Below are 22,557 nucleotides of genomic sequence, written 5' to 3'. Positions count from 1 at the left end.
AGGAAGGAATGAAGCGCCTTAAGTGCCAGAGGTCCCATCATCGCTTGTCGCATCTGTCCTAACCTCAGCGGGAGGCGTGTGGGTGGAAACGGTCGCGATGATCTTCATTGCAGCGGCCAACAGCAAAATAGCGGCGGGCAAAACCAGAGCGTTCCATTGGGGCATGGCATCGGCAGTCTCGGCAACCAGTGTGACGAAGTGAACGACGAGATAGAGAATAATCATCTGGAAGAAGAGGTTCTTCAGCTCGGCGATATCTTCGATCACCATCCATTCCGGCAATTTCTTTCGCCAGGGCGAAGACCGGTCAATGACGAATCCTACGGTAATCGCGCAGCCGAAAATCACCAGCACGATGCCGAACAGCAGCTTGTCTGTACCCTGCAGCACCGCGGTAATAACGGCTTGGTCCGGATCAGTTCGGATGTAGGCAAACGCGTCCCAGATGGTGAGGAGACCTTCCCAGAACATCAAGAAAGACGCGGCAATGACACCGACGGATGCCAATGCCATGACGTAACGCAAACTCAATAGCACAGCGATCATTCGTCTCGTCCCGGAAAACGGCTTGCTCGCAGGTCAGTTTCGTTAAAACGAAAGCACTATTGGTGGTTAGCATTTGAGTACCACTAACACGGTATCCTTGTCGATCCCGCCGTGAGCTCGCAAGGAACCAATCGGAACGGGCAACGCCCTCCGGCGGCAATAGGTTGAAATGGTGCTGCAACACCGGTTTCCCGATTGTCGAAGATGTTGACAACGAGTTTGATTTTTTCTTGTACTGCGCAATACTCATGCACGCAGAAATAGAGCTCCGGTGGTTCTGTGGCAGATGAATAAATCGGCTTAGCGAGCCCGGCAGGACTGGGCTGCGCTCTTTCAGGAGAATGGGAAACCGGGAGCCGAACGCCATTTTGTGACCGAAGCCACAGGCATCAGGGTCACGCATTGGAGCATGGTTCGAGAACCGAAGGACGAAAAACACCTGTCCATCGAAAGCAAAAGGTTTAGCCGATCGGCTCCAACGCCGGTCAAAACATAACCGAACCCAAGGAAAAGCCGGCAAATGGCGGTGTTCTGCCCCTTGTGTTCTTTCATTGGAGCAAAGATGTCCGCTTCCTCTCAACAGACGAAGTTTGCCGCCTGGACACTGATGGGAATCGTGGTCGGCTCCATGGTTGGGGCGGGGATTTTTTCCCTGCCTCAAGCCTTCGGCCAGGCGACTGGACCACTGGGTGCAGTGATTGCCTGGACAATTGCCGGTGTCGGAATGCTGATGGTTGCTTTCGTGTTCCAGACCCTATCGGAACGGCGACCTGACCTTGACGCGGGTATATATGCCTACGCCAAGGAGGGATTTGGCAACTACGCCGGTTTCTTGTCGGCGCTCGGATACTGGAGTGCTGCCCTTCTCGGGAACGTCTCCTATTTTGTGCTCATAAAATCGACCCTTGGCTTGTTCTTTCCAGTTTTCGGAGACGGGAATACGGTCATTGCGGTCGCGACCTCTTCTTGTTTGCTCTGGGCCATGCACTGGCTCATTCTTCAGGGCATTCGCCAGGCCGCCGCGTTGAACGCTGTCGTAACAGCCGCAAAGCTCATTCCGATCATGGTTTTCATTTTGTTGGTGCTCATCGCCTTCAAATGGGAGATCTTCAGTAGCGGATTCTGGGGAAGTGGAAATCACACTTTCACTGAAATCGCTAATCAGGTCCGCAGCACGATGCTGGTCACCGTATTCGTCTTCGTTGGCATCGAGGGCGCGAGCGTCTATTCGCGATATGCAAAGAACCGCTCGGACGTCGGGGTCGCCACGGTAGGCGGATTTCTGATCGTCTTAGGTTTGATGCTTGCTGTAACACTGCTGTCGTACGGCATACTCTTGCCCGGCGAGCTTGCCCGGCTTCGCAATCCGTCCATGGCGGGTGTCCTTGCGGCGGCGGTTGGCCCCTGGGGCGCCGTGTTCGTCAGTGCGGGATTGATCATCTCGGTGGCTGGTGCATATCTCGCCTGGGTCCTTCTTGCTGCAGAGATTTTGTACTCCGCGTCGAAATATGAGACGATGCCTCGATTTCTATCGAGGGAAAATAGAAGGGGAGTACCTGCTAACGCGCTTTGGCTGACGAATATTCTGGTTCAGCTATTTCTTCTCATTACGCTCTTTACCCAATACGCCTTCGCATTGGCGGTGGCGATGACGAGCTCGATGATCCTGATCCCGTATTTTTTTGTCGCGGCCTACGGCGTCAAACTCTGCTGGCGTATGAAGGAAACGAGCCGAAGCCCCAGTCGAACAGAATTCATGCAATCTTTGCTGGCGCTGATCTATACGGGGGGCCTGATATATGCCGCTGGCGCCAAGCATTTGCTTCTCACAACTCTTCTCTATTGTCCTGGAACGGTTCTGTTTTTCTTGGCGAGAAGGGAGCAACGCAAAGAAGTCTTTAACCGTTGGGAAAAGGCCGCTTTCGCCCTGCTATTTGTGAGTGCAGTTGCGGCTATATTCGAAATTGCAAACGGCGCAATTAGCATATAGCCTGAAACAACTCATAAGGGCAAAATCACGCCCGTTCGCGAATGCAAAAGCCTTATCAAACTGACAGCTGAACAGAGACAATGCTTGAACTGAGAGGTTTTCTCAAATGGCAGACTCGCAGCAGAAGTTCTCATTATTTTCGCTCACTGCAATGGTGGTCGGCTCCATGGTAGGAGCCGGAATTTTCTCTTTGCCACGTACTTTTGGTATCGCAACCGGTCCATTTGGGGCGATCATCGCCTGGTGCATTGCCGGTGGTGGCATGTACATGTTGGCGCGTGTTTTTCAGGCACTTGCCGAACGCAAGCCCGATCTTGATGCAGGTGTTTATGCATACGCCAAGGAAGGCTTCGGTGATTATCCGGGCTTCCTGTCGGCCTTTGGCTACTGGATCGGCAGTTGCATCGGCAACGTCTCTTACTGGGTCCTTATCAAGTCAACGCTCGGTGGCTTCTTCCCGGTTTTCGGCGACGGCAACACGGTGGTCGCAATCGTCGTCGCATCGATTGGCATCTGGCTGTTCCACTTCATGATCTTGAAAGGCATTCAGCAGGCGGCCCTCATCAACACCGTCGTGACGGTCGCAAAGGTCGTACCCATCATCGCCTTCATCATCATCCTCTTCGTCTTTTTCAAGCTTGATCTTTTCCGGATGAACTTTTGGGGTGGCGTGGGCATGCCCGAAGCTTCCCTGCTTGAGCAGGTGCGAGCCACGATGCTGGCAACCGTGTTCGTCTTCATCGGCATCGAGGGCGCCAGCAACTATTCACGCTATGCGCGCACGCGCGCCGATGTCGGCACGGCCACGATCATGGGTTTCGTCGGTGTGAGCGCCCTGATGGTCCTCGTCACGTTGCTACCCTATGCGGTCCTTGAGCGCCCCGAGATCGCGGCCATGAGCCAGCCGTCGATGGCGGGCGTGCTTGCCGCCGTCGTCGGCCCCTGGGGTGCGGTCTTCATCAGCATGGGCGTAGTTATTTCGGTGCTGGGTGCTTATCTCGCCTGGTCGCTGGTGTGCGCGGAAGTGCTTTACATCGCCGCCCGCACTAACGACATGCCCCGCCTGTTTGGTACGGAAAACCAAAACAAAGTTCCAGCCGCAGCCCTTTGGCTGACCAATGGCATCGTCCAGCTCTTCGTCATCAGCACCTACTGGTCCCGGGACGCTTTCGCGCTGATGCTAAACCTGACCAGCGCCATGTCGTTGATCCCGTATCTCTTTGTTGCGGCATTCGGTTTCCTGCTGGCAAAGCGCGGACTGACCTATGACCAGAAGCCGGAGGAACGCAACCGCGATCTGATCATCGCGAGTATTGCCGCCATCTACACGATCTTCATGATCGTCGCAGGTGGCATGAAGTTCGTCCTATTGTCGGCTCTTCTCTATGCACCCGGAACAGTTCTCTATTTCTGGGCGCGGCGGGAGCAGCGCAAGCAGATCTTCAACACGGCCGCAGACTGGGTAATCTTCGCCGCAGCCGTTATCGGCTGCATGGTCGCGATCATTGCTTTGGCTACGGGATATATGACAATCTGAAAAGGAGGAAAGCGCATGTCTTCTGCAAGTTCCACCCCTCAGGCACTTGGCGTCCATTCCGAAGTCGGGCAGTTGCGCAAGGTTTTGGTGTGCGCTCCTGGGCGTGCCCACCAGCGGCTGACACCGAGCAATTGCGATGCATTGCTATTTGACGATGTCCTTTGGGTCGACAATGCCAAGCGCGACCACTTCGACTTCATGCACAAGATGCGAGACCGTGGCATCGAGGTCGTGGAAATGCACAATCTGCTGACCCAGACGGTTGCCGTGCCCGAAGCCAAGACGTGGATACTCGACCATCAGGTGACCCCCAACCAGATCGGCCTCGGCCTGCTCGAAGAGGTGCGATCCTATCTCGAGGGTCTGTCTGACCGTGATCTCGCCGAGACGCTCATCGGCGGTTTGTCGACCTACGAGTTCCCCGAGGCAATCGGAGGCGAGCAGCTGGAACTCATTCGCGATGCAGCCGGTGTCAACGAATACCTGCTGCCGCCGCTCCCGAACACGCTCTACACGCGTGACACGACCTGCTGGATCTACGGCGGCGTTACACTGAACGCGCTCTACTGGCCCGCGCGCCACGAAGAAACCATCCTCGCCGCCGCAATCTACAGGTTTCATCCAGATTTCGCAGGCAGGGTCAACGTCTGGTGGGGTGATCCGACCAAGGACTGGGGTCTTGCCACTCTCGAAGGTGGCGATGTCATGCCCATCGGCAAAGGCAATGTCCTGATCGGAATGAGTGAGCGCACGTCGCGCCAGGCGATCAGCCAGGTCGCGGCGGCGCTGTTCGACAAGGGAGCGGCCGAGCGCGTGATCGTCGCGGCCATGCCAAAGCTGCGCGCCGCCATGCATCTCGATACGGTATTTACGTTCGCAGACAGAGACTGCGTGCTGCTTTATCCAGATATTGTCGATGGCATCGATGCCTTTTCCTACCGACCAAACGGGAAGGGGGGTGTCGAACTGCACAAGGACAAGGGCAGCTTCGTCGAAACGGTCCGTGACGCTCTCGGTCTTAAAAAGCTGCGGGTCGTCGAAACTGGCGGCAACGACTATGTGCGTGAACGTACCCAGTGGGACAGCGGCGCCAATCTCGTTTGCGCCGCACCAGGCGTCGTCTTTGCCTATGACCGCAACACATATACGAACACCTTGCTTCGAAAGGAAGGCATCGAGGTCATCACCATTACCGGCGCGGAACTTGGTCGCGGACGTGGTGGCGGCCATTGCATGACATGCCCCATTATCAGAGACCCCGTCGATTATTGACGACCGGGGGTTTGCCAACGCATCGTTGGCGAGCCCTCGAAGGTGTCAGTAACGAACATTGGCAGGCCGTGCCAGCCGGCGCGGCCTCGGAGAGGTTCTGTCGGCAAAATTGAATGCCACAAGGAGTGCGACATGCACTTGCCTCAATCAGCGACAGCTATCAGCGACGTTACGCGCGTCGAAGCGCGAAACCCGAATTGATCCAGGACGGAGCCTTCAACTGGCCGACAACGGCCAGCGCGATTGCCGCTGGGTTGCGAGCGCAACCTGCGACAGGCCGGTGAAGGCTATGGCGAACGCCTAATATCTGCTAAGGAATCGTCGCGGAGGAACGCGGACGCGATCCATGCTCGCGGATGAGGCTGAAGGTTGAGATGCTTGAGAAGATCGGAATATTGGCGCTGAGCGCATTGCTCCTCGCAAGCTGCATGGTCGTTTCAGGCTCCTATTCGTCTGACGGTCTGGCGCCCATTCCCGGCAGCATAACCTACAATGGTCAACCGCGTACGAAGCTCACGAAGTCGCCGATCGGTTCTTCGTTTCCCCACACGTTCACGGATCAGACGGGACGCGAAGTCGAGGAGATCTATGTCATTCAGCCTGACCGATCCTTGCTTATCGCAGAACGTCATTACCGGCCTTTCCTAGCCTGGAGCCGTCGCTAGAAATCGCGACGAGGAGCCCGCTCGGTCGCCCGTCTTGATGCGCAAACTGGCTAGCGGTGGCCCCGGACATAGCATAGACTTCACAGACCAATGACAACCGCATCAATAAAATCCACCGTAAGAATACGCCCCGCGACCTCGTCGGATGCGGCCATTCTCGGCCATTTTGGTGCACTCCTGGTCGCCCTCCACCACGAGATCGACCCCGCCCGCTTTATCGCAGCCTCGACGAACACGCCGCAAGGCTACGCGCATTTCCTCGCACGCGAATCGAACCGTCCCGATGCGATCGTTCTTGTGGCGCAAGATGAAAGCACGATCCTTGGATACGCCTACGCGGCATTGGAGGGAGCCGACTACATGTCTCTGCGTGGCCCGGCAGGCGTTATTCACGACCTCTTCGTTGATCCAGCACGTCGGTGCAAGGGTGTTGGTAGACTGCTGCTCGACGCTGTCGTTGCAGACATGGACAGACGGGGCGCCGAACGGATCGTACTGTCTACAGCATACGGAAACGAAGCCGCACAGCGCCTGTTTGCCTCCATGGGCTTTCGCCCGACGATGGTCGAGATGACCCGAGGCTAGACGGCTTAATCAAGCGCCAACAGGGAAAAAGTGCTATTTTGAGCCGACGGGACTGCGCCCGACAGGCGCTGGGGTCGTTTGGACGAAGGGAACGAAGAACTCGTTCACGCCGGCGTCCTCGCGATTGGTGCACTATCGCCAGGCCGTCTCGTTTTTCTGTTCATAGTCGCTGAAGGTCTTCTTGAGACCGATCAGCACTTCGGCTGCTGTTTCAAACATCGCCTTTAACTGCGGCTCTTCGACCTTCTGGATATCTCCGCGCAGATGATCGATCATCTCCTGAAGGCGCATCTGCATCTTTTGCGTATGGTGACGCGGGTCCCGCTCTGCTTCGCTGACCATCGGACTTCTCCTCCGGGCTCTTTTCGCCTTGATCTTGAGACTTCAGGTTAAACCTGCGTTTGCGGTCTTGGTTCCCCACATCTGGTCAGCTACCCGCATGTCCCGCGTGTTTCACCGCGGGACGACGGGTAGCCCATATGATCTCGAGCTTGCAGTGCGCCTGTTGATTGAGCCGAATTCTCCAGCCCGAGCTGAGGTGGATTGCGGCCAGACACGAACATGTCTCGATCTTCGATCCGAACGCAGCCCGAACGGACGAGCAAAGCAGGAAGCATGCTGCCAGTTTCACTGCGGCGTTGCGCCTACCGTCAGTGGGCGGTTTGAGAATGTGCGCCGCCGCGTTGCGAAATGCCATTCAGCGCTCTGCCAGTTTCCATGGCCTCGCCCTTCATGGCAAGATCGCCGAGCGAGATGATGCCGACCAGCCGCTTGCTGCGGTTCAGCACCGGCAAGCGCCGCACCTGAAGATCGCCCATGTTGTGCAGGACGTCTTCGACATCTTCGTCGTCGAAGCAGTATTTGACATCGGTGCTCATGACGTCGCGGACCTTCGCGTCCGGGCCTTTGCCCTCTGCCACGCCACGAATGGCAATGTCGCGATCGGTGATCATGCCGACCAGCCGGTCATTCTCACCCACCGGCAGAACGCCGGCATCCAGACGTCCCATCATTAAGGCGACATCCCGCAATGTGTGCTCTGGATCGGTGATCTGCACATCTGTGGTCATGCAATTGCTGACTTTCATCATAACCTCCCTCGAGCAGCCCGCGCCTCCGCGCGCGGGATAGAGAGAATCAACGCGCATCAGTCGGAAACGTTCCTGCCAAACTCGTTGGACCACCACGCTGCAAATTTGACCTGGTCACGGGCTGGAACAGCAGACCGGCCATCGGCCACGGGACTTGCGCCGCATTTTGTCCGGCGAAAAGCGTCCGCAGCCAAACGCGAGCGGGCGGTGATCGGTGGCGGGGAAGTCGGGAGTTTACCCACCGTGCGAAGGCTCAGGTCAGTCCGCCATTCTCAACGATAAAGTCAATGACGTCCCTCAGGCCCTTTCCGCGCGAAAGATCCGTAAATGCGAACGGCCTTGTTCCTCGCATCTTGGCCGCATCGCTCCGCATGACCTCCAGGTCAACGTTCACATAAGGGGCTAGATCGCACTTGTTGATGATCAGGAAATCAGATTTCGTAATGCCTGGACCGCCCTTGCGGGGAATTTCCTCGCCCTGACACACCGAGATGACGTAAAGGGTCAAATCGGCAAGGTCGGGCGAAAAGGTGGCTGCGAGATTATCACCACCGGACTCGATGAAGACGATGTCGAGGTCCGGGAATCTCCGGTTCATCTCGGCGATGGCCTGCAGATTGATCGAGGCATCCTCACGGATCGCCGTGTGCGGACATCCACCGGTCTCAACGCCCATGATGCGATCTTGCGACAGGGCCTGCCGGCGCGCCAATATGAGGGCATCCTCCTTCGTGTAAATGTCATTTGTGACGACGGCGATGGAATAATCTCGACGCATCGACATGCAGAGCTGCCCCGTCAGCATCGTCTTGCCGGAACCGACGGGGCCGCCAATCCCAACGCGAAGCGGACCGTTTTTCGAAGACATGCGCTGTGCCTTTCGTCGTTCGTGAACTGATCCCCTTGGCTATGATACCGCAGGCAGGCGAAGATCCGGGGCGCGACGCGAAATATCGCCCTCATTCCGAATCGTCGTGTTGATGGCGACGAGATGCGCCATGGTGACGCGGGCAGTCGTCGTGGTGGCGATCGCATGCAGGGGGCTTGCCCGCCATGTCGGTCTTCCCTCGGTTGGCGCCGTCTGACATGACGCCATTCAAGTGAGGCACGAACGGATTGAGGAGACTTTGGCTGGCGACGGCGAAATTGCTCGTTGTCCCCACTCCCCAACGGGCACAGCACGGCGACCATACTCAACACCAGAATTCCCCCGAACGTCAGAGCCCTAGAGCCCTTAATCCGCGTGGAAACAGCTTAGCTTCTTTTACTTGATTGTCATGCGATGTTCTATCGTGGGAATCGAGAACGACGAAGTTTAGGACGAAAGCACGAGGATCTGGACGGAAAGCCGATCACATCCTCATGCCCGGATGATAGCCTCTTCAGATAACTTTTTCGAAATCGGTGACGAAGATGAGGCGTCCGCAGTCTTTGCCCGACTTGCCGTCCAGCCGTGCCGCAACCGGGCACGCGCAGTGTGCCGCGCTGCCAAGCAGCTGGTTGGGAGAACTGGAGTTGTGTTTTCAGTCGCGCGGCGAAAGGACCACGCTGGTGCGACAGCGTCATATCGGTCCTCTTGTCGTCCAGCATCCTTTTCACCCTGAGGCAGACGGCACCTGCCACGTCTACCTGTTGCACCCACCGGGCGGCATCGCCGGCGGCGACAAGCTCGAGACCAAAATTCATCTTGGTCCCGGCACGCGGGTGCTGCTGACGACCCCCGGCGCCACGAAGTTCTACCGCAGCACACACGGCCGTGGTGAACAGCATCTATCGATCAGCGTCGGCGAGGGTGCGATCTTGGAGCATCTGCCCCAGGAGACGATCCTGTTCGACGGCGCCGACGCCTTAATCGATACCAGGGTCTTGCTTGCCGCGGGAGCAACCTATGTGGGCTGGGATTTCCTGAGCCTGGGGCGGCCCGCAGCAGACGAGGCGTTCCAAAACGGCCGGCTCAGTCAGCGGATGGCGGTCCTTTGCGACGCCAAGCCGATCTGGTTCGAACGCCTGCATCTGACCGGTGGCTCGCCGCTTTCTCAGGCGACCTATGCGCTCGCAGGCCATCCGATCCTCGGCACGATGATCTATGTCGGGGACGTAGCCGAAGACTGTGCCGAACGGGTGCGGGGTGCGCTAACGGGGCATGCCGCAGAGGTCTTCTGCGTCAGTCAGCTGGAGCGCGTCGTGGTATGCCGCTACCTCGGTCAGCGGGTGTCTGAGGCCAAGAGCTTGTTTGCCAGCGCGTGGGACGTGCTGCGGACCGCATGCCTCGGCAAGCCGGCGAACGCTCCCCGGATCTGGGCAACGTAGGCATCGGTGAGCGAGGAACAGAGACAATGGAACTTTCACCGCGCGAGAAGGACAAGCTGATCGTCTTCACGGCAGGACTACTTGCCGAACGCCGCAGGGCTCGAGGCATCAAGCTCAACTATCCGGAGGCGATTGCCTATATTTCCGCCGCCATTCTTGAGGGTGCGCGCGAAGGCCGGACGGTCGCAGAGCTGATGTCGTATGGAGCAACCATTCTGGGTCGAGACGAGGTCATGGAAGGCATTCCCGAAATGATCCACGACATCCAGATCGAAGCGACCTTTCCAGACGGCACCAAGCTGGTGACCGTGCATGAACCGATCCGCTAGGACAGAAAAATTGCTCCCATTTCGCCTGACCGCATGCTTCCTGCCCCTCGTCGCACCGCGAGACCGCACCGCCGCATTTGTTGGCTCTTCATGAAAGGTCCTCCCATGTCCGCCATTGCAACGATCAAAGAAGCCGCACTCGCCGCTGCCCTTTTGACTGCCTCGGCGCTGCCCGCCTACGCCCATGTCGGCGTGGGGACCACATCGTCCTTCAATGCGGGTTTTACGCACCCGCTTTTGGGATTTGATCATGTGACAGCGATGATCGCCGTCGGCCTGTGGTCAGCGCTGAAGGGCGGCAAGGCGATCTGGGTGTGGCCTGCGACCTTCATCGGCGTCATGCTAGCTGGCGGGGCCCTCGGCATGCTCCATGTGCCGGTTCCGCTTGTCGGGCCGGGGATCCTGGCCTCGGTCGTGGCGCTCGGCATCCTGGTCGCGCTTGCGGTCAAGCTTCCGGTTTCTGCCGGCATTGCTGTCATCGGCCTATTTGCGCTCCTGCACGGCTATGCCCATGGAAGCGAAGTGCCGGAAAATGCGGATGGGCTCGAATATATGGCTGGCTTTGCGCTTGCCACCCTCTTGCTCCACGCCATCGGGATCGCCGCCGCTTGCGGCTTCGGCCTGAAGCTGCGCAACGTAATTCGGGCGGCAGGAGCCGCCTGTGCGGCAATCGGCGTCGGCCTCGCCTTCGGCGTGATTTGAGGAGACGTTAGGATGATCCCGGGTGAATTCTTCATCGAGGACGGCACGGTAAGCCTCAACGCGGGCAGAGAGGTCTGCACGATCGATGTGGCGAATACCGGCGATCGGCCAATCCAGGTCGGTTCCCACTACCACTTCTACGAAACGAATACTGCGCTTCGCTTCGATCGCGAAAAAGCGAAGGGATTCCGCCTGAATATTCCGGCTGGAACCGCCGTCCGTTTCGAGCCGGGGCAGGAGCGCCCCGTCGAACTGGTTGCGCTTGCCGGCGAGCGCAAGGTTTACGGCTTCAATGCCCTGATCATGGGCAGATTGGGAAACTGAGATGGGCACGATCACGCGCGAGAATTATGCCTCCCTGTACGGCCCAACCAAAGGCGACAGGATCAGGCTCGCCGACACGGAACTCATCATCGAAGTCGAGACCGATCACACCATTTACGGCGAGGAAGTGACATTCGGCGGCGGCAAGGTCATCCGCGACGGCATGGGCCAAGGCCAGGCGCTGGCAGCCGAGGTCGCCGACCTCGTCATCACCAACGTCGTGATCCTCGACCACTGGGGCATTGTCAAGGCCGATGTCGGGATCAAGGCAGGGCGCATCTCAGGCATCGGAAAAGCCGGTAATCCCGATATTCAGCCGGGTGTCACCATCGTCGTCGGCCCGGGTACCGACGTCATCGCGGGCGAAGGCAAGATTTTGACCGCAGGCGCGGTTGACACCCACATTCATTTCATCGCGCCGCAGCAGGCGGACGAAGCTCTCGCAAGCGGTACGACGACGCTGGTGGGAGGCGGCACGGGGCCTTCTGTCGGAACGCTGGCGACCACTGTGACGCCCGGACCTTGGAACATTCACCGGATGCTCGAAGCCATAGAGGACCTTCCGATCAACGTCGGATTACTCGGCAAAGGAAACGCAAGCTTGCCAGAACCCCTGCGCGAACAGATCCGCGCCGGCGCCATAGGATTGAAGCTGCACGAGGATTGGGGAACGACGCCCGCTGCCATCGACACCTGTCTGACGGTTGCCGACGAAGAGGACATCCAGGTCGCCATTCACACCGACACGCTAAACGAGAGCGGCTTCGTCAAGGATTCCTTTGCGGCCATGAAAGGGCGGGCGATTCACTCATTCCACACCGAAGGAGCCGGCGGCGGCCACGCTCCCGATATCATCACGGCGGTTGGCGAGGAAAACATCCTCCCTTCATCCACGAACCCGACGCGGCCCTACACCATCAACACGATCGACGAGCATCTCGACATGCTGATGGTCTGTCACCACTTGAGCCCGCAGATACCGGAAGACGTGGCCTTTGCCGAATCGCGGATCCGCAAGGAGACGATCGCGGCAGAAGACATCCTGCACGATATCGGTGCGCTTTCGATGATGTCATCGGATTCGCAGGCCATGGGCCGGATCGGCGAGACCACAGTGCGTTGCTGGCAGACTGCCCATAAGATGAAGGTGCAGCGCGGGCCGCTTCCTGAGGATAGCCCGCGCAACGACAATTTCCGCGCCAAGCGATATGTCGCCAAATACACGATCAACCCGGCGCTCACCCATGGCTTTGCCCACGAGCTTGGCTCGATCGAGCTCGGCAAGCGGGCCGATCTGGTATTGTGGAAGCCGGCCAGTTTCGGCGTAAAGCCGTCGCTTGTTCTTATGGGCGGCATGATCGCCACGGCGCCAATGGGCGATCCGAACGCTTCCATTTCCACCCCACAGCCAGTGCATTTCCGCCCAATGTACGGCGTCCTCGGCCGCGCACGCTTTTCTACCGGCGTCACCTTCATATCGAAAGCAGCGCTTCATGCTGGCATCGGCGACAAACTCAAGCTGAACAAGGCTCTGGTTGCAGTGAAGGGCACGCGGTCGATCCGCAAGAAGGACATGATCCACAATGCGCTGACGCCAAACATCGAAGTAGATCCGCAGAATTACCAGGTGCGTGTGGACGGCCAGATCATCACCTGTGAGCCGGCGGCGGTCCTGCCGATGGCGCAGCGCTATTACCTGTTCTGAACAAGGCTGCGACGGGAGGCCACGAAATCTGGTCCAAACGGCGCAACTTCGGCAGCGCGCGGGAGAATGTGGTGAACCAGAACTACTTCCAGGACCACCGGGCATTCGGATTGATCGACTGGTCGCTGCGAGGCATCGGTCAGGTCGTGTTTCAGAACAATCCCGTGAGTGGGTTAGTCATCCTGGCGGCGCTGTTTTACAACTCGTGGATCTATGGGCTGATCTGCGTCCTCGGCGTCGTCGCAAGCACAGTCAGCGCCATCGCACTGAGAGCCGATAGCGCTTCGATCCGCGACGGCCTATACGGCTTTAACGGCGCGCTTGTCGGCCTTGCGCTCGTCGCTTTCACAAGCGAGAACTTCCGCACCGGCGCGGTGCCTTCGCTTTATCTCACCGTCTACATTGTCTTTGCTGCAGCCATGACGACGGTGGTTTTTGCGGCGCTGGCTAACCTCCTTGGCCCGTACCGGGTGGCGGCACTCACCATGCCTTTCGTAATGGTCGGATGGCTCTTTCTTTTCGCGGTGCTGAAGTTCGACAACATCGACGCCGGTCCGCTGGCCAAACCGGTCTCGCCGGACCAATATGCAGACGACGTCGCCTATGTGCTGCCGACCTGGTACATGGGGATCGGAAACGGGATCGGACAGATCTTCTTCCAGGACAACTGGATCAGCGGCTATCTGATCATCGTCGGCATTGCCATTCATTCTCGGGTCGCCGCCGCAATGGCTTTGATCGGTGCAGCGCTGGCGGCGCTGGTCGCGGCCATCTTCGGCGGGCCGGAAGGCGCTATCAGGGACGGCTTGTTCGGGTACAATGCAGCGCTTACCGCTCTGGCGCTCGGCGGCTTTTTTCTTGTCCTGACGTGGCAGAGTTTTGCCTACACACTCTTTGGGGTGGTCGTGACGACCTGGCTATGGGCATCGGTTGCAATCTTCCTCGAACCGATCGGCATGCCGGTCCTGACCTCAACCTTCGTGATCGTCACCTGGCTGATGCTGTTGGGCGCATATGCGTTCAAGGCGTTGGCGCCGGTCCCGCCGGCTGAAGCGACGACGCCGGAGGACAATCGGCGACGCCACCTGCAAGCGGACAGAAGCACGCGCCACTCAGACCGAAGAACAGCGTGACCTTGAAGTGGCAAGCAACAAGGGGATTTGGACAGCATGACCTTTGACCGCTCTGCAAGCGACGCACTTGAGATTTTCCGCCGCGCGTCCGATGCCGCACGGCAAATGGCGCAACCCGTCCGGCTGAAAGGCGCTGTGGACATGCACGATGCTATCCCACTTCACCTTCTGCGGCTTGTCAGTCCAAGCCTGCCAGTCGGTGCCTTTTCCTATTCGCGTGGCCTGGAATGGGCCGTCAACGCCGGTTGGGTAAAGGATCATGCGACGGCACGCGACTGGATCCTTGGTACCCTTGAAAACATCTTTGCAGTCGCGGATGGCGCATTGTTCTGGCGGATGATCCAGGCGCTCTATGCAAAAGATCGCTCTGCCTTTGCCTATGCGAACGCCTGGCTTGCGGCCTGTCGTGAAAGCAGCGAGATGCAGGCTGAGGACCGACGCATGGGTGAAGCCCTGATCTTTCTCCTCAAAGAACTCCACGTGCCGGCGGCGGAAGCCTATCCGGGCGTCGAGCTGACCTATCCTGCAAGCTTCGCGATTGCCGCCCATCACTGGCAGGTGGCGCCGTTACCGGCCCTGGAGGGGCTGATGTGGGCGGTCGCGGAGGCCCAGGTCGCAGCCGCTATCCGCTTGGTCCCGCTCGGTCACGTCGCTGGCCAACGCATATTGATCGACGCCGTTACGGTCGTCGAACGAGGTGCCGCCTTGGCCATCACGCTTGACGATAGCGAGATCGGCAATCTGTCGGTTGCGCAGGCGATGGCGAGCGCGTGGCATGAAACACAATATAGTCGCCTGTTTCGATCCTGACCGATGGCGCGGCGGGCTCGCCTGGAGCAGCCGATGGAACAGCGGGCGAATGACGACGCTGAGAATGCAAGGTTGCAGACAGGTAAAGCTTGGACTGGATCCGGTCTCTTGGAAAAGGGGCGGCAACGGCGATCCGCATGGATTGCCGATGAGTGTGGACATCGAAACAGTTAGGATGGGAGGCTGAAACATGGGATTGGGTGGGATACTGCTCGCGCTCGCCTTGCTGATATGGCTGGCCTATCGCGGGTGGAGCGTGCTGATCGTGGCCCCGGTGGCCGCATTGGTGGCGGCGGCAATCTCCGGCGAACCGCTTCTTGCCAGCTGGACGCAGACGTTCATGGGAGGCGCTGCCCGCTTCGTGGCGCAGTGGTTTCCCATGTTCCTGCTCGGTGGACTGTTCGGCAAGCTCATGGACGACAGCGGTTCGATCATATCGATCGCGCGGTTTTTCACCGAACGGCTCGGAACGAAGCGCACGATGCTGTCGGTCGTACTCGCCTCGGCTCTGGTCACCTATGGCGGCGTCAGCGTCTTCGTCGCTTTCTTCGTGCTCGTACCCATGGCGGACGAGATGTTCCGGGCGGCCAACATCCCGCGGCGGTTGATGCCGGCCACCATCGGTCTCGGCGCGTTTACGTTCACCATGTCGGTGATGCCGGGCACGCCTTCGGTCAACAACGCCATTCCGATGCCGTATTTCGGTACGACGACCTTTGCCGCGCCTGGTTTGGGCATCATTGCTTCAATCATAATCTTTGTTTTGGGCATGTGGTGGCTTGCCAGGGCCGAAGCCGCGGCACGCAAGGCCGGCGAGGGTTACGTCGGCACAAGAACCGCCTTCGCCCTCGACGACAGGACCCGCGAGCAAGCGGCAATGGCCGGCGATTTCGATCCGGCGGAGATCGATCATGGCAAGCGCAGTGCCAGCTTGCCGCCCTTCTACCTTGCGTTCTTGCCGCTCGTGGTGGTTATCCTCGTGAATTTCCTGATGGCGCTGGTCGTACTTCCGCGCCTCGACTTTGCGTTCCTCGCCGAGGAGGGCTGGGGCCAGACCACCATCGGAGCCGTGGCCGGCATATGGTCCGTCGTGCTTGCGCTTGCTGCAGCCATATTGACCGTCATCATCGTCAATTTCCGACGACTACCCGCCTTGCGCGAAACGCTTGATGCCGGCGCCAACTCCTCCGCCGTGCCGATCCTGATGATCGCCAGTCTCGTGGGCTTCGGCGCCGTCATTGGCTCGCTGCCCGCATTCGCGGCAGTTCGCGACGCCGTGCTGGAGGTCCCCGGGGGGCCGCTGGTTTCGATCATTGTCGCCATGAATGTGCTTGCAGGGCTCACCGGCACGGCTTCGGGCGGAATGGCGATCGCGCTCAATGCGCTGGGCGACAACTTCATGACCCTTGCGAGAGAGTACGCAATCAATCCCGAGCTTATGCATCGCCTGACAACGATCAGTGCGGGAACTCTGGACGCCCTGCCGCATAACGGCACTGTGCTGCTTCTGCTTCAGATCAGCAAACTCACGCACCGCGAAAGCTATGGTGACATGGTGATGACTGTCATCGTCAATGTCATCATTGCGCTCGCTGTCGTCACGGTGCTCGGGTCGATGTTCGGGTCTTTTTGATGGCCTTTGTTTCGCGCGCCTTGTTTCGATTATGATAAGAGCGAGCTATCGGCGAGGCTCGCCTTGCCCGACCTATGTGCACGACATGCACCTACAGGCCCCGGATCGTCAATCGACGGTATCGGGGTGTGTCGATGCCTTCAGGTCGGCCAGGCCACGGTTGGCATCCTTGCTGCCGGTCGCAGCCGCAGCGGTGAATATCCGCTCCGCATCCCCATACATCTTCATGTTCAGGTAGGCATAACCACGAAGAACCAAGAGATCGATCGGCTCCTGGCGCAGCTGCGCGCGCTGATCGAGATAGATCAATGCCTCGCGATAGCGCTTGGCATCGAAGGCGGCGAGCGCCCGGTCGGCCAGGATCGCGACCTGCAGTTCGGCTGCCCGCTGTTGTGTCTGCGGCGCCTTCGTGGCGGCGACTGCAGCATTGTTGGATAGGCCCGCCCTGAGGTAGGCAAGGCTCTGGCCGTAGGCCGCATCTTCGCGCGTCTTGCGGTTTGAAGCGGTCAGCGCCGCCTCGAAGGCCTTCGTCGCTTCCATCGGCCGATCAATGTCCATCAGGCACCAGCCGCGTGACAACGCCGTTTCCGGATCAAGCAACTGCGCATTGAGCGTGGTGGTGCATCCGCGCACCTGCCGCGCACTGCGCCGAACGACTACAGTTTGCATCACAGGCGCGCGCAAGGCTTCGACGCCAACCGGCGGGCCAGTCCTTTCAACGGGTTCCGTCGGTTCGTTCACAACCTTCGGCGATGCTGCCTCTGGCGCTGTCGTTGGACCCGGAGCCGGCAGAAGAGGTGTCGTGGTCGACCTCCTGGTGGTCTCGCCTAACTGTGCGATGCGCTCTGACCGGCCGGCCCATAGGCGCTGGATCTCGGCCACGCCCGCCCGATCGCGCAATTGCTGACGTGTGATGGCAAGCCCGTAAGCAGACGGCTCGTCATCCGGCTTCCAGCGCAACGCGGTTTCGAACCAGCGTGCTGCCGTTTGCGGTTGATTGAGCGTGCGGGCAAACCAGCCGAATTGCTGTGCCGTTGGCACATATTTTTGCGCAATGACCTCGGCAGCGATACGCGAAAGCACCTCCTCGTCGAGGTGGGCGGGTGGCTGCAGGGCCATCAGGTTTGCTGTTGCCGCAAGATAGGTCGCGGTCGCGTCCTTGGAGGCAGCGCGCCACTTGTAGACCACGTCCTCCGCCTCTTGAGGCTTCCTCTGTGCTATGAGTGCCAGCGCCATTCCCTGTGAGGCAGCGGCCGTGTCTTCCTTCTCACGCGCTGCCTGGAACCATTTTTCGGCATCCGCGTAATTCTCCCGGCGAAGCTGATACCAGCCGAGCAGCAGGCTATCGGATGCAAGCCCTTCGGTTTCAGCAAGCCGTTGCACAATTGAAAGGTAAGTTGGCGCAACGGCAAGATGAGGGTCGTCGTTGCCAGCGGCGACAAAGCGGCGGGCAAGGTCATTGCGGATGCTGTCAAATTCGCGACCGCCATTGCCATCGGCGCGCTCAAGGCCAAGGAGATCCTGCATGGTTGCGTATGACAGCAGCGTCGACGCCTTTTGGATGGTCGCCAGACGCTCCTGCGGATTTGTGCAGTTCTTCAGGATGTAAGCATAGGCGTCCTTAGCGCGAGCTTCGCGGTTTGTCTTTGCGAAGGCTTCGGCGACCCGCCACAGCACATCGATGTCGCTGCAGGTCAGAAGGCTCGGTGTGTTGGCGCCGATCTGGATGACTGTTGCGTATTGCTTCAGCCCGGACGCGTTGACGAGGCGGGCTCGGGCTTCGGCAACGTCCAGCCGGTCAAGCAGATCGGGCGGCGGCTGCCACCCCGATTCTAATGCCTGCCGATCGGCAATAGCCTTTCGCAGTTCCCCGTAGCGTCCCTGCGAATACAACTGCCACATGAGTTCCAGCTGCTTGTCGCCGCCCTGCGGAATGGCCAGAGGATCGGCCGGTGGCACCCAGTTCGGGTAGAGGGCCCGAAGACGCGCAATCTCCGCCTGAAGTCGCGCGGTATCACCATGGCTCGCGAAATAGCGCAACGCACTCTCGTCAACTTTTGGCTGGACAGGCTTTTCCGGCTGAACGGCGCTTGGCTGCTGTTGCGGGGCTTGCGCGACCGTGGCCGGTTTTTCGGCCTCCTCGCCGTCCTGAGACAGCGGCGCAACCATCGTTGCAGCCTGCAGCCGGTCGGCGATCGCCTGCACGTCGACGTGCGCCTTGGGACCGTCCGGCCCCGTGACGCGACCCATGAGCATGAATTGAGGCGTGGGCTCGCTCGTCCGTTGAAAGCCAAGCATGTCCCGAAGCGCTGGACGATCCTTCACAGCGGTCACCAGACCGGCGACCGCCACCGCGACAACAACTGCAACGGATGAGGATCTTAAAGACACTCTGGATGCTTCTCCCCGACAAATGCCAACCCAAGAAGATGAAGGGTCGATGGATAATAGAGCGTTGGTTCAAACTGCCGCGACGACTCGGGCAGCTTCGTTCCGTCTGCCACACAGGCCACGACATCGTTAACAATTCGATAACCCGGGTCCGACAGCAGTGTTTTCGGCCTGCCGGACGAAAGGTCAATTATCGCCGGCGTGCCGTCCTGCGTTGTCATTCCCTTGCGTATTCTCAACAGCAATTCCCTGTCCGATATTCCCGCGCGAACAAGATAAAGCGGGATGCGCAGGCTGTTATATCCGTATTCGGCATCGAACCCTTTGGCCGGTTCCGGCATGTGACTGAGGCTGACCCAGTCGCCTGGCAGCTTGCGAGGTCCGAACTGCATGACCCGCAACAGCGACAGGCCGTCGTCCGACAGCCTTTGCCAGGCTTTGGAGGGGGCGAGCAACGCCATGATCGGGATCGCCTCGTAGACCCAGTAGGAAGGGTTGACGATCGGGCCATCCTTGCGATCGGTGGAATCAAAACCGCTGACACCAGGCAACAATAGCGTTCGTCCTCCTGAGCTGACCACGACGCGCGAAAGAAGCGCCTGGGCCATCTTTGCGGCTGCCTCGATATAGTCGCTCCTGTTCCAGGCCGATCCGGCAAGTGCCAGTGCATAGGCAATCAAAAGATCGCCATCCGAGGCGTTGTTGGTATCGGTGACATGCGGCGTGACGGCCGGATCCCATTTCCAGGCTGCCAGGCCATCGTCGCGCAGCAACAGCTCGGTGCGCGTAAAGGACCAGATCTGCTCGAAGTCGGCGCGGCTGTTGGCAAGATAGGCAAGCAGCAGACCATATCCCTGGCCCTCGCTGTGGCTGATATTGCCGTTCGCGTCATCGACGATCCGGCCACTCGCCTCCAGAAATTTCCCCTTGTAGGCGCTCCAGTTCTGCGGGCTGATCCCTGGACCCTGCGCCAGCGCAGACTGGACGCAGCAAGCAGCGGCGAGGCTTACGGCGCAGATCAGTTTCAGCATCCTCATCATTGGCGCCTGCCCAACCTGGAAAGCATGCTTGCCGTGGTCACGCCGATCAGAAGCGAAAGGACGACGAGGAGGAAGGCATAGGACAAAATGTTCGTCGACAGCCAGTTTGCTGCAATCAGGCGATAGTTCGAGAGCGACCAGGGCTGGGAGCTTACGAAATCAAACCGACCGACGGGGATGCTTTCCATCTTGCCGGTCTTGCTCGAGTAGGTGGTGATATGACCAGCAATTTGCGGCCAGTTGACCTGGTTGGCAAGCGCCTCGGCACCTTCACGCAGGTCGCTCGCCGAAGGCGCGGTGACAACCGTCCAGGACGACCCTCCGCTCGCGCTTTTGCCCTGCGCGATCAAGAAGCTGTCGGCATTGCCGGGCGTGAACACGTCTTGCGAGCCAGGCACGAACTGCAGTGAGCTCAAAGAAATGTCGAAGTTGCGGCGAAGCCACTCCTGGAAGGATGTGATCTGTCCGCGCCACACGCCGCCGCTAACCTTCGAGCGCCAATCGTCAAAGGTCACGGACGGTTCGGCCTGGTTGGACTGAGCGGTGACCTGAGGCCGCCACGAGGCCTGGCTCGAAGCCGCAATGTTCAACTGCGACAGCACCGCCGGCGGCATTTGCGAGATCGATCCGATGAAAATCGCGTCGCGCTCGCCTATGGCACCTGGTGTCGCAGCCGGCTCGACGTCGATTGGGCGGCCGGCAACGATCGCCATTCGTCCAAGCAGGGTGGCCGTGGCCGACAGCGTGTCGCTGTCAATCCGATCGATATAAAGCGGGACTGGCTGGGTGGCTCGATTGTAGGGATAAGCGGTCCCAGACAGTCCGGCGAGGTTCGGCCGCTGTCCGATCCGGGCAAAATCGGGAATGTGAAGCTCGCTGGTATCGAAGAGGGCAAAACGCGGTGCAGCACCGGCTGTCGTGCCGGGGACACAGACTTCGTCTTCCTTGGTCATCAGGATCGCCTCGAGCGACAGCGTGTTGAGGCCTGGCTTGAAATGCCGCATGGTGACGCGGATAGGCAAGTGCCGGAAGATGCCTCCACCTGTCGACGAAATCGGCACCGTCGAAGCGATGTTGCCGTTGACATAGATATCGATATGACTGCCGGGCAGGACGCTCTGCGTAAAGGCTGCGTCCAACAGCACGGTGGCCTCGCCATAGGCATTCGCGTAGAAGTCGGACGGGACTGCGATATTGAAACTGGTGCGGAAGCGTCGTCCGGAAAATTCCGTCGTCTTCACGCCCAATTGCGCAAATGTCAGGTTTGTCGCCGACAAGACGAGCGGCGCATCCGGGGCGCTCCATCGCTGTGTTACCAGCGTATCACGACGGGCCGTCGCGGGTCGGTCCGTTGTCGAAACGATGGTATCGATCGCAGACGCGATAGCAGGCCAGGACGGGCCACTGATCAAAAGAACGGGTGCACCCGTCTTTGGGTCGGTCACGAACGAGGCAAGCGGCGCGGCTTGCGCGGCCGGCGGCGGGGTAATGAGGGACTGAAGGTCTGTGGGTGTTCCAATAAGGACGGTCAAGCGACCTGCACCCGTTTGCGGCAAGGCGTCCGTGGTGAATGAAAACGTTTCGTTCGGCATGCCGCTTAAAACCGCAAGGCCTTGGGCAAGGCGCAATAGAGGTTTCGTGGTTCCCGGTTGCTCAAGTGCAGGCACGACGAAATTGATCTGCGTCCTTCCGGTTTCGTCGACGCCGATCGCGCGGATCGCGTCTGTACTGGAGAACCGACCGGCTTCTTGCCCGTCAAAGGCCAGGTAGGTCTTTGCCGGGTCGATATCGGTCCACAGCTCATAGGTCGATTGTATGGTGCAGTCGGTGCGGTGGCGTTGGATGGCTTCGATTGCAAAAAGATTTGCGCCAGGCTGCAATAGCCCAGGTGGCACGTCGAAGGTGACGTTCGATGGCGCATCCGATGAGGCAATCGGTTGTTGACCGACAATCCGATTGTTCAACAGAACCGTCAGCTGTGATGCCTCCGGAGCAACGACAACGGCATTTTGGTAGGAAAAGTTGAATTTCGCCGGCGCGGCGGCTTGCTCTGGCGTGATGTAAATCGACCATGACTTGCGATCATATTCGCCATCCAGACCGAATTTGGCGACGGGAAGAACATATCTTTGGAATGCGCCGGTCGCCATGTGCAGAAGAGATGGGCGTCGAGGCGGTTCTCCTGCCTGTGATGGGCTTGCCGGTATTGCCGCTTTCGGGCGCACAGCGTCTGCTTGCGAGGATGCCGGAGGCACGACTGCTGGCGCTGACGACGAAGCCGGTGCCATGGAAAAGGGAGGTGGTGACGCCGGGGCCTGCGCGGCCGGTGGAGGCGGTGGCGTTTCCGGCACGGACGTTTGCGGGTCTGTTGCCGGTTGTGGCGTTGACGGCAATGTCAGTCTCGGCACCATGGGTGCGCTACCCTGCTGACGTTCTCCCGACATATCGAAGGGCGCTATTTGCGCAGAGGCGACCGCGCAAGCAGCGAGCAGAA

General features: G+C 59.3%; 21 protein-coding genes. 14 read left to right on the top strand and 7 right to left on the bottom strand.

What is annotated here, in order from left to right:
- Positions 1–18: 18 nt before the first annotated feature.
- Positions 19–546: a YqhA family protein gene (locus ATY80_RS28100; protein ID WP_088695546.1), complete on the bottom strand. Its 528-nt coding sequence runs from the start codon at positions 544–546 to the stop codon at positions 19–21.
- 562 nt (positions 547–1,108) lie between these two features.
- Here ATY80_RS28100 and ATY80_RS28095 point away from each other — a divergent pair.
- The 5 genes from ATY80_RS28095 (at position 1,109) to ATY80_RS28075 (ending at position 6,595) form a co-directional block, all read left to right on the top strand.
- Entirely contained in the window at positions 1,109–2,536 is a 1,428-nt protein-coding gene (locus ATY80_RS28095; protein WP_088695622.1) for a basic amino acid/polyamine antiporter, read from the top strand.
- Between the two features lie 106 nt (positions 2,537–2,642).
- On the top strand, positions 2,643–4,073 hold the full coding sequence (locus tag ATY80_RS28090; protein WP_088695545.1) for a basic amino acid/polyamine antiporter: 1,431 nt from the start codon (positions 2,643–2,645) through the stop codon (positions 4,071–4,073).
- Positions 4,074–4,088: 15 nt separating this feature from the next.
- A complete protein-coding gene (gene arcA, locus ATY80_RS28085) occupies positions 4,089–5,345 on the top strand; it encodes an arginine deiminase (RefSeq protein WP_088695544.1) in 1,257 nt (418 codons plus the stop codon).
- Positions 5,346–5,719: 374 nt separating this feature from the next.
- Entirely contained in the window at positions 5,720–6,010 is a 291-nt protein-coding gene (locus tag ATY80_RS28080; RefSeq protein WP_088695621.1) for a hypothetical protein, read from the top strand.
- A 90-nt stretch (positions 6,011–6,100) separates the two neighbouring features.
- Positions 6,101–6,595, top strand: a complete 495-nt coding sequence (locus tag ATY80_RS28075) for a GNAT family N-acetyltransferase (protein WP_088695543.1) — start codon at positions 6,101–6,103, stop codon at positions 6,593–6,595.
- Positions 6,596–6,727: 132 nt separating this feature from the next.
- On the opposite strand, the gene ATY80_RS28070 is transcribed toward ATY80_RS28075, so the two are convergent.
- The 3 genes from ATY80_RS28070 to ureG all read right to left on the bottom strand — a co-directional run bounded on the left by ATY80_RS28070 (position 6,728) and on the right by ureG (position 8,554).
- The gene (locus ATY80_RS28070; protein WP_088695542.1) at positions 6,728–6,937 is read right to left on the bottom strand and encodes a hypothetical protein; all 210 of its coding nucleotides are present in this window, start codon (positions 6,935–6,937) and stop codon (positions 6,728–6,730) included.
- A gap of 308 nt (positions 6,938–7,245) precedes the next feature.
- Entirely contained in the window at positions 7,246–7,683 is a 438-nt protein-coding gene (locus ATY80_RS28065; RefSeq protein WP_088695541.1) for a CBS domain-containing protein, read from the bottom strand.
- Between the two features lie 256 nt (positions 7,684–7,939).
- Positions 7,940–8,554, bottom strand: a complete 615-nt coding sequence (gene ureG, locus ATY80_RS28060) for an urease accessory protein UreG (RefSeq protein ID WP_088695540.1) — start codon at positions 8,552–8,554, stop codon at positions 7,940–7,942.
- Positions 8,555–9,237: 683 nt separating this feature from the next.
- Between ureG and ATY80_RS28055 the strand changes: the two genes are divergently transcribed.
- The 8 genes from ATY80_RS28055 to ATY80_RS28020 all read left to right on the top strand — a co-directional run bounded on the left by ATY80_RS28055 (position 9,238) and on the right by ATY80_RS28020 (position 16,632).
- A complete protein-coding gene (locus ATY80_RS28055; protein ID WP_245306946.1) occupies positions 9,238–9,996 on the top strand; it encodes an urease accessory protein UreD in 759 nt (252 codons plus the stop codon).
- 26 nt (positions 9,997–10,022) lie between these two features.
- Positions 10,023–10,325: an urease subunit gamma gene (ureA, locus tag ATY80_RS28050; RefSeq protein ID WP_088695538.1), complete on the top strand. Its 303-nt coding sequence runs from the start codon at positions 10,023–10,025 to the stop codon at positions 10,323–10,325.
- Positions 10,326–10,430: 105 nt separating this feature from the next.
- Complete coding sequence (locus ATY80_RS28045; RefSeq protein ID WP_088695537.1) at positions 10,431–11,027, top strand: HupE/UreJ family protein; 597 nt, start codon at positions 10,431–10,433, stop codon at positions 11,025–11,027.
- Positions 11,028–11,039: 12 nt separating this feature from the next.
- Positions 11,040–11,351 carry an urease subunit beta gene (locus tag ATY80_RS28040; protein ID WP_088695536.1) on the top strand — a complete coding sequence of 104 codons (312 nt, stop codon included), beginning with the start codon at positions 11,040–11,042 and terminating at the stop codon, positions 11,349–11,351.
- A 1-nt stretch (position 11,352) separates the two neighbouring features.
- Entirely contained in the window at positions 11,353–13,056 is a 1,704-nt protein-coding gene (gene ureC / locus ATY80_RS28035; protein ID WP_088695535.1) for an urease subunit alpha, read from the top strand.
- Positions 13,057–13,127: 71 nt separating this feature from the next.
- Positions 13,128–14,189 (top strand): urea transporter, encoded by a 1,062-nt coding sequence (gene yut, locus ATY80_RS28030; RefSeq protein WP_088695534.1) that lies wholly within the window; start codon positions 13,128–13,130, stop codon positions 14,187–14,189.
- 36 nt (positions 14,190–14,225) lie between these two features.
- Positions 14,226–14,999: an urease accessory UreF family protein gene (locus tag ATY80_RS28025; RefSeq protein WP_348626666.1), complete on the top strand. Its 774-nt coding sequence runs from the start codon at positions 14,226–14,228 to the stop codon at positions 14,997–14,999.
- A 190-nt stretch (positions 15,000–15,189) separates the two neighbouring features.
- Positions 15,190–16,632 carry a GntP family permease gene (locus ATY80_RS28020; RefSeq protein WP_088695533.1) on the top strand — a complete coding sequence of 481 codons (1,443 nt, stop codon included), beginning with the start codon at positions 15,190–15,192 and terminating at the stop codon, positions 16,630–16,632.
- A gap of 108 nt (positions 16,633–16,740) precedes the next feature.
- Here the strand turns inward: ATY80_RS28020 and ATY80_RS28015 are convergent, their stop codons facing one another.
- The 3 genes from ATY80_RS28015 to ATY80_RS28005 are packed head-to-tail and all read right to left on the bottom strand — an operon-like array spanning position 16,741 to position 22,213.
- Positions 16,741–19,023, bottom strand: coding sequence for a cellulose synthase (locus ATY80_RS28015; RefSeq protein WP_088695532.1), 2,283 nt, complete (start codon positions 19,021–19,023; stop codon positions 16,741–16,743).
- Complete coding sequence (locus ATY80_RS28010) at positions 19,014–20,063, bottom strand: glycosyl hydrolase family 8 (RefSeq protein ID WP_088695531.1); 1,050 nt, start codon at positions 20,061–20,063, stop codon at positions 19,014–19,016. Before ATY80_RS28010 ends, ATY80_RS28015 begins: the two co-directional genes overlap by 10 nt.
- Positions 20,060–22,213 (bottom strand): cellulose biosynthesis cyclic di-GMP-binding regulatory protein BcsB, encoded by a 2,154-nt coding sequence (locus ATY80_RS28005; protein ID WP_245306945.1) that lies wholly within the window; start codon positions 22,211–22,213, stop codon positions 20,060–20,062. The genes ATY80_RS28010 and ATY80_RS28005 overlap by 4 nt, the downstream gene beginning before the upstream one ends.
- On the opposite strand from ATY80_RS28005, the gene ATY80_RS29925 reads away from it, so the two are divergent.
- Positions 22,212–22,493, top strand: a complete 282-nt coding sequence (locus tag ATY80_RS29925) for a hypothetical protein (RefSeq protein ID WP_245306944.1) — start codon at positions 22,212–22,214, stop codon at positions 22,491–22,493. The genes ATY80_RS28005 and ATY80_RS29925 overlap by 2 nt on opposite strands.
- Positions 22,494–22,557: the final 64 nt, after the last annotated feature.

This window comes from Rhizobium sp. R711 (assembly GCF_002211365.1).
Taxonomy (GTDB): Bacteria; Pseudomonadota; Alphaproteobacteria; order Rhizobiales; family Rhizobiaceae; genus Rhizobium.
This window is presented reverse-complemented; position numbering and strand designations above follow the sequence as displayed.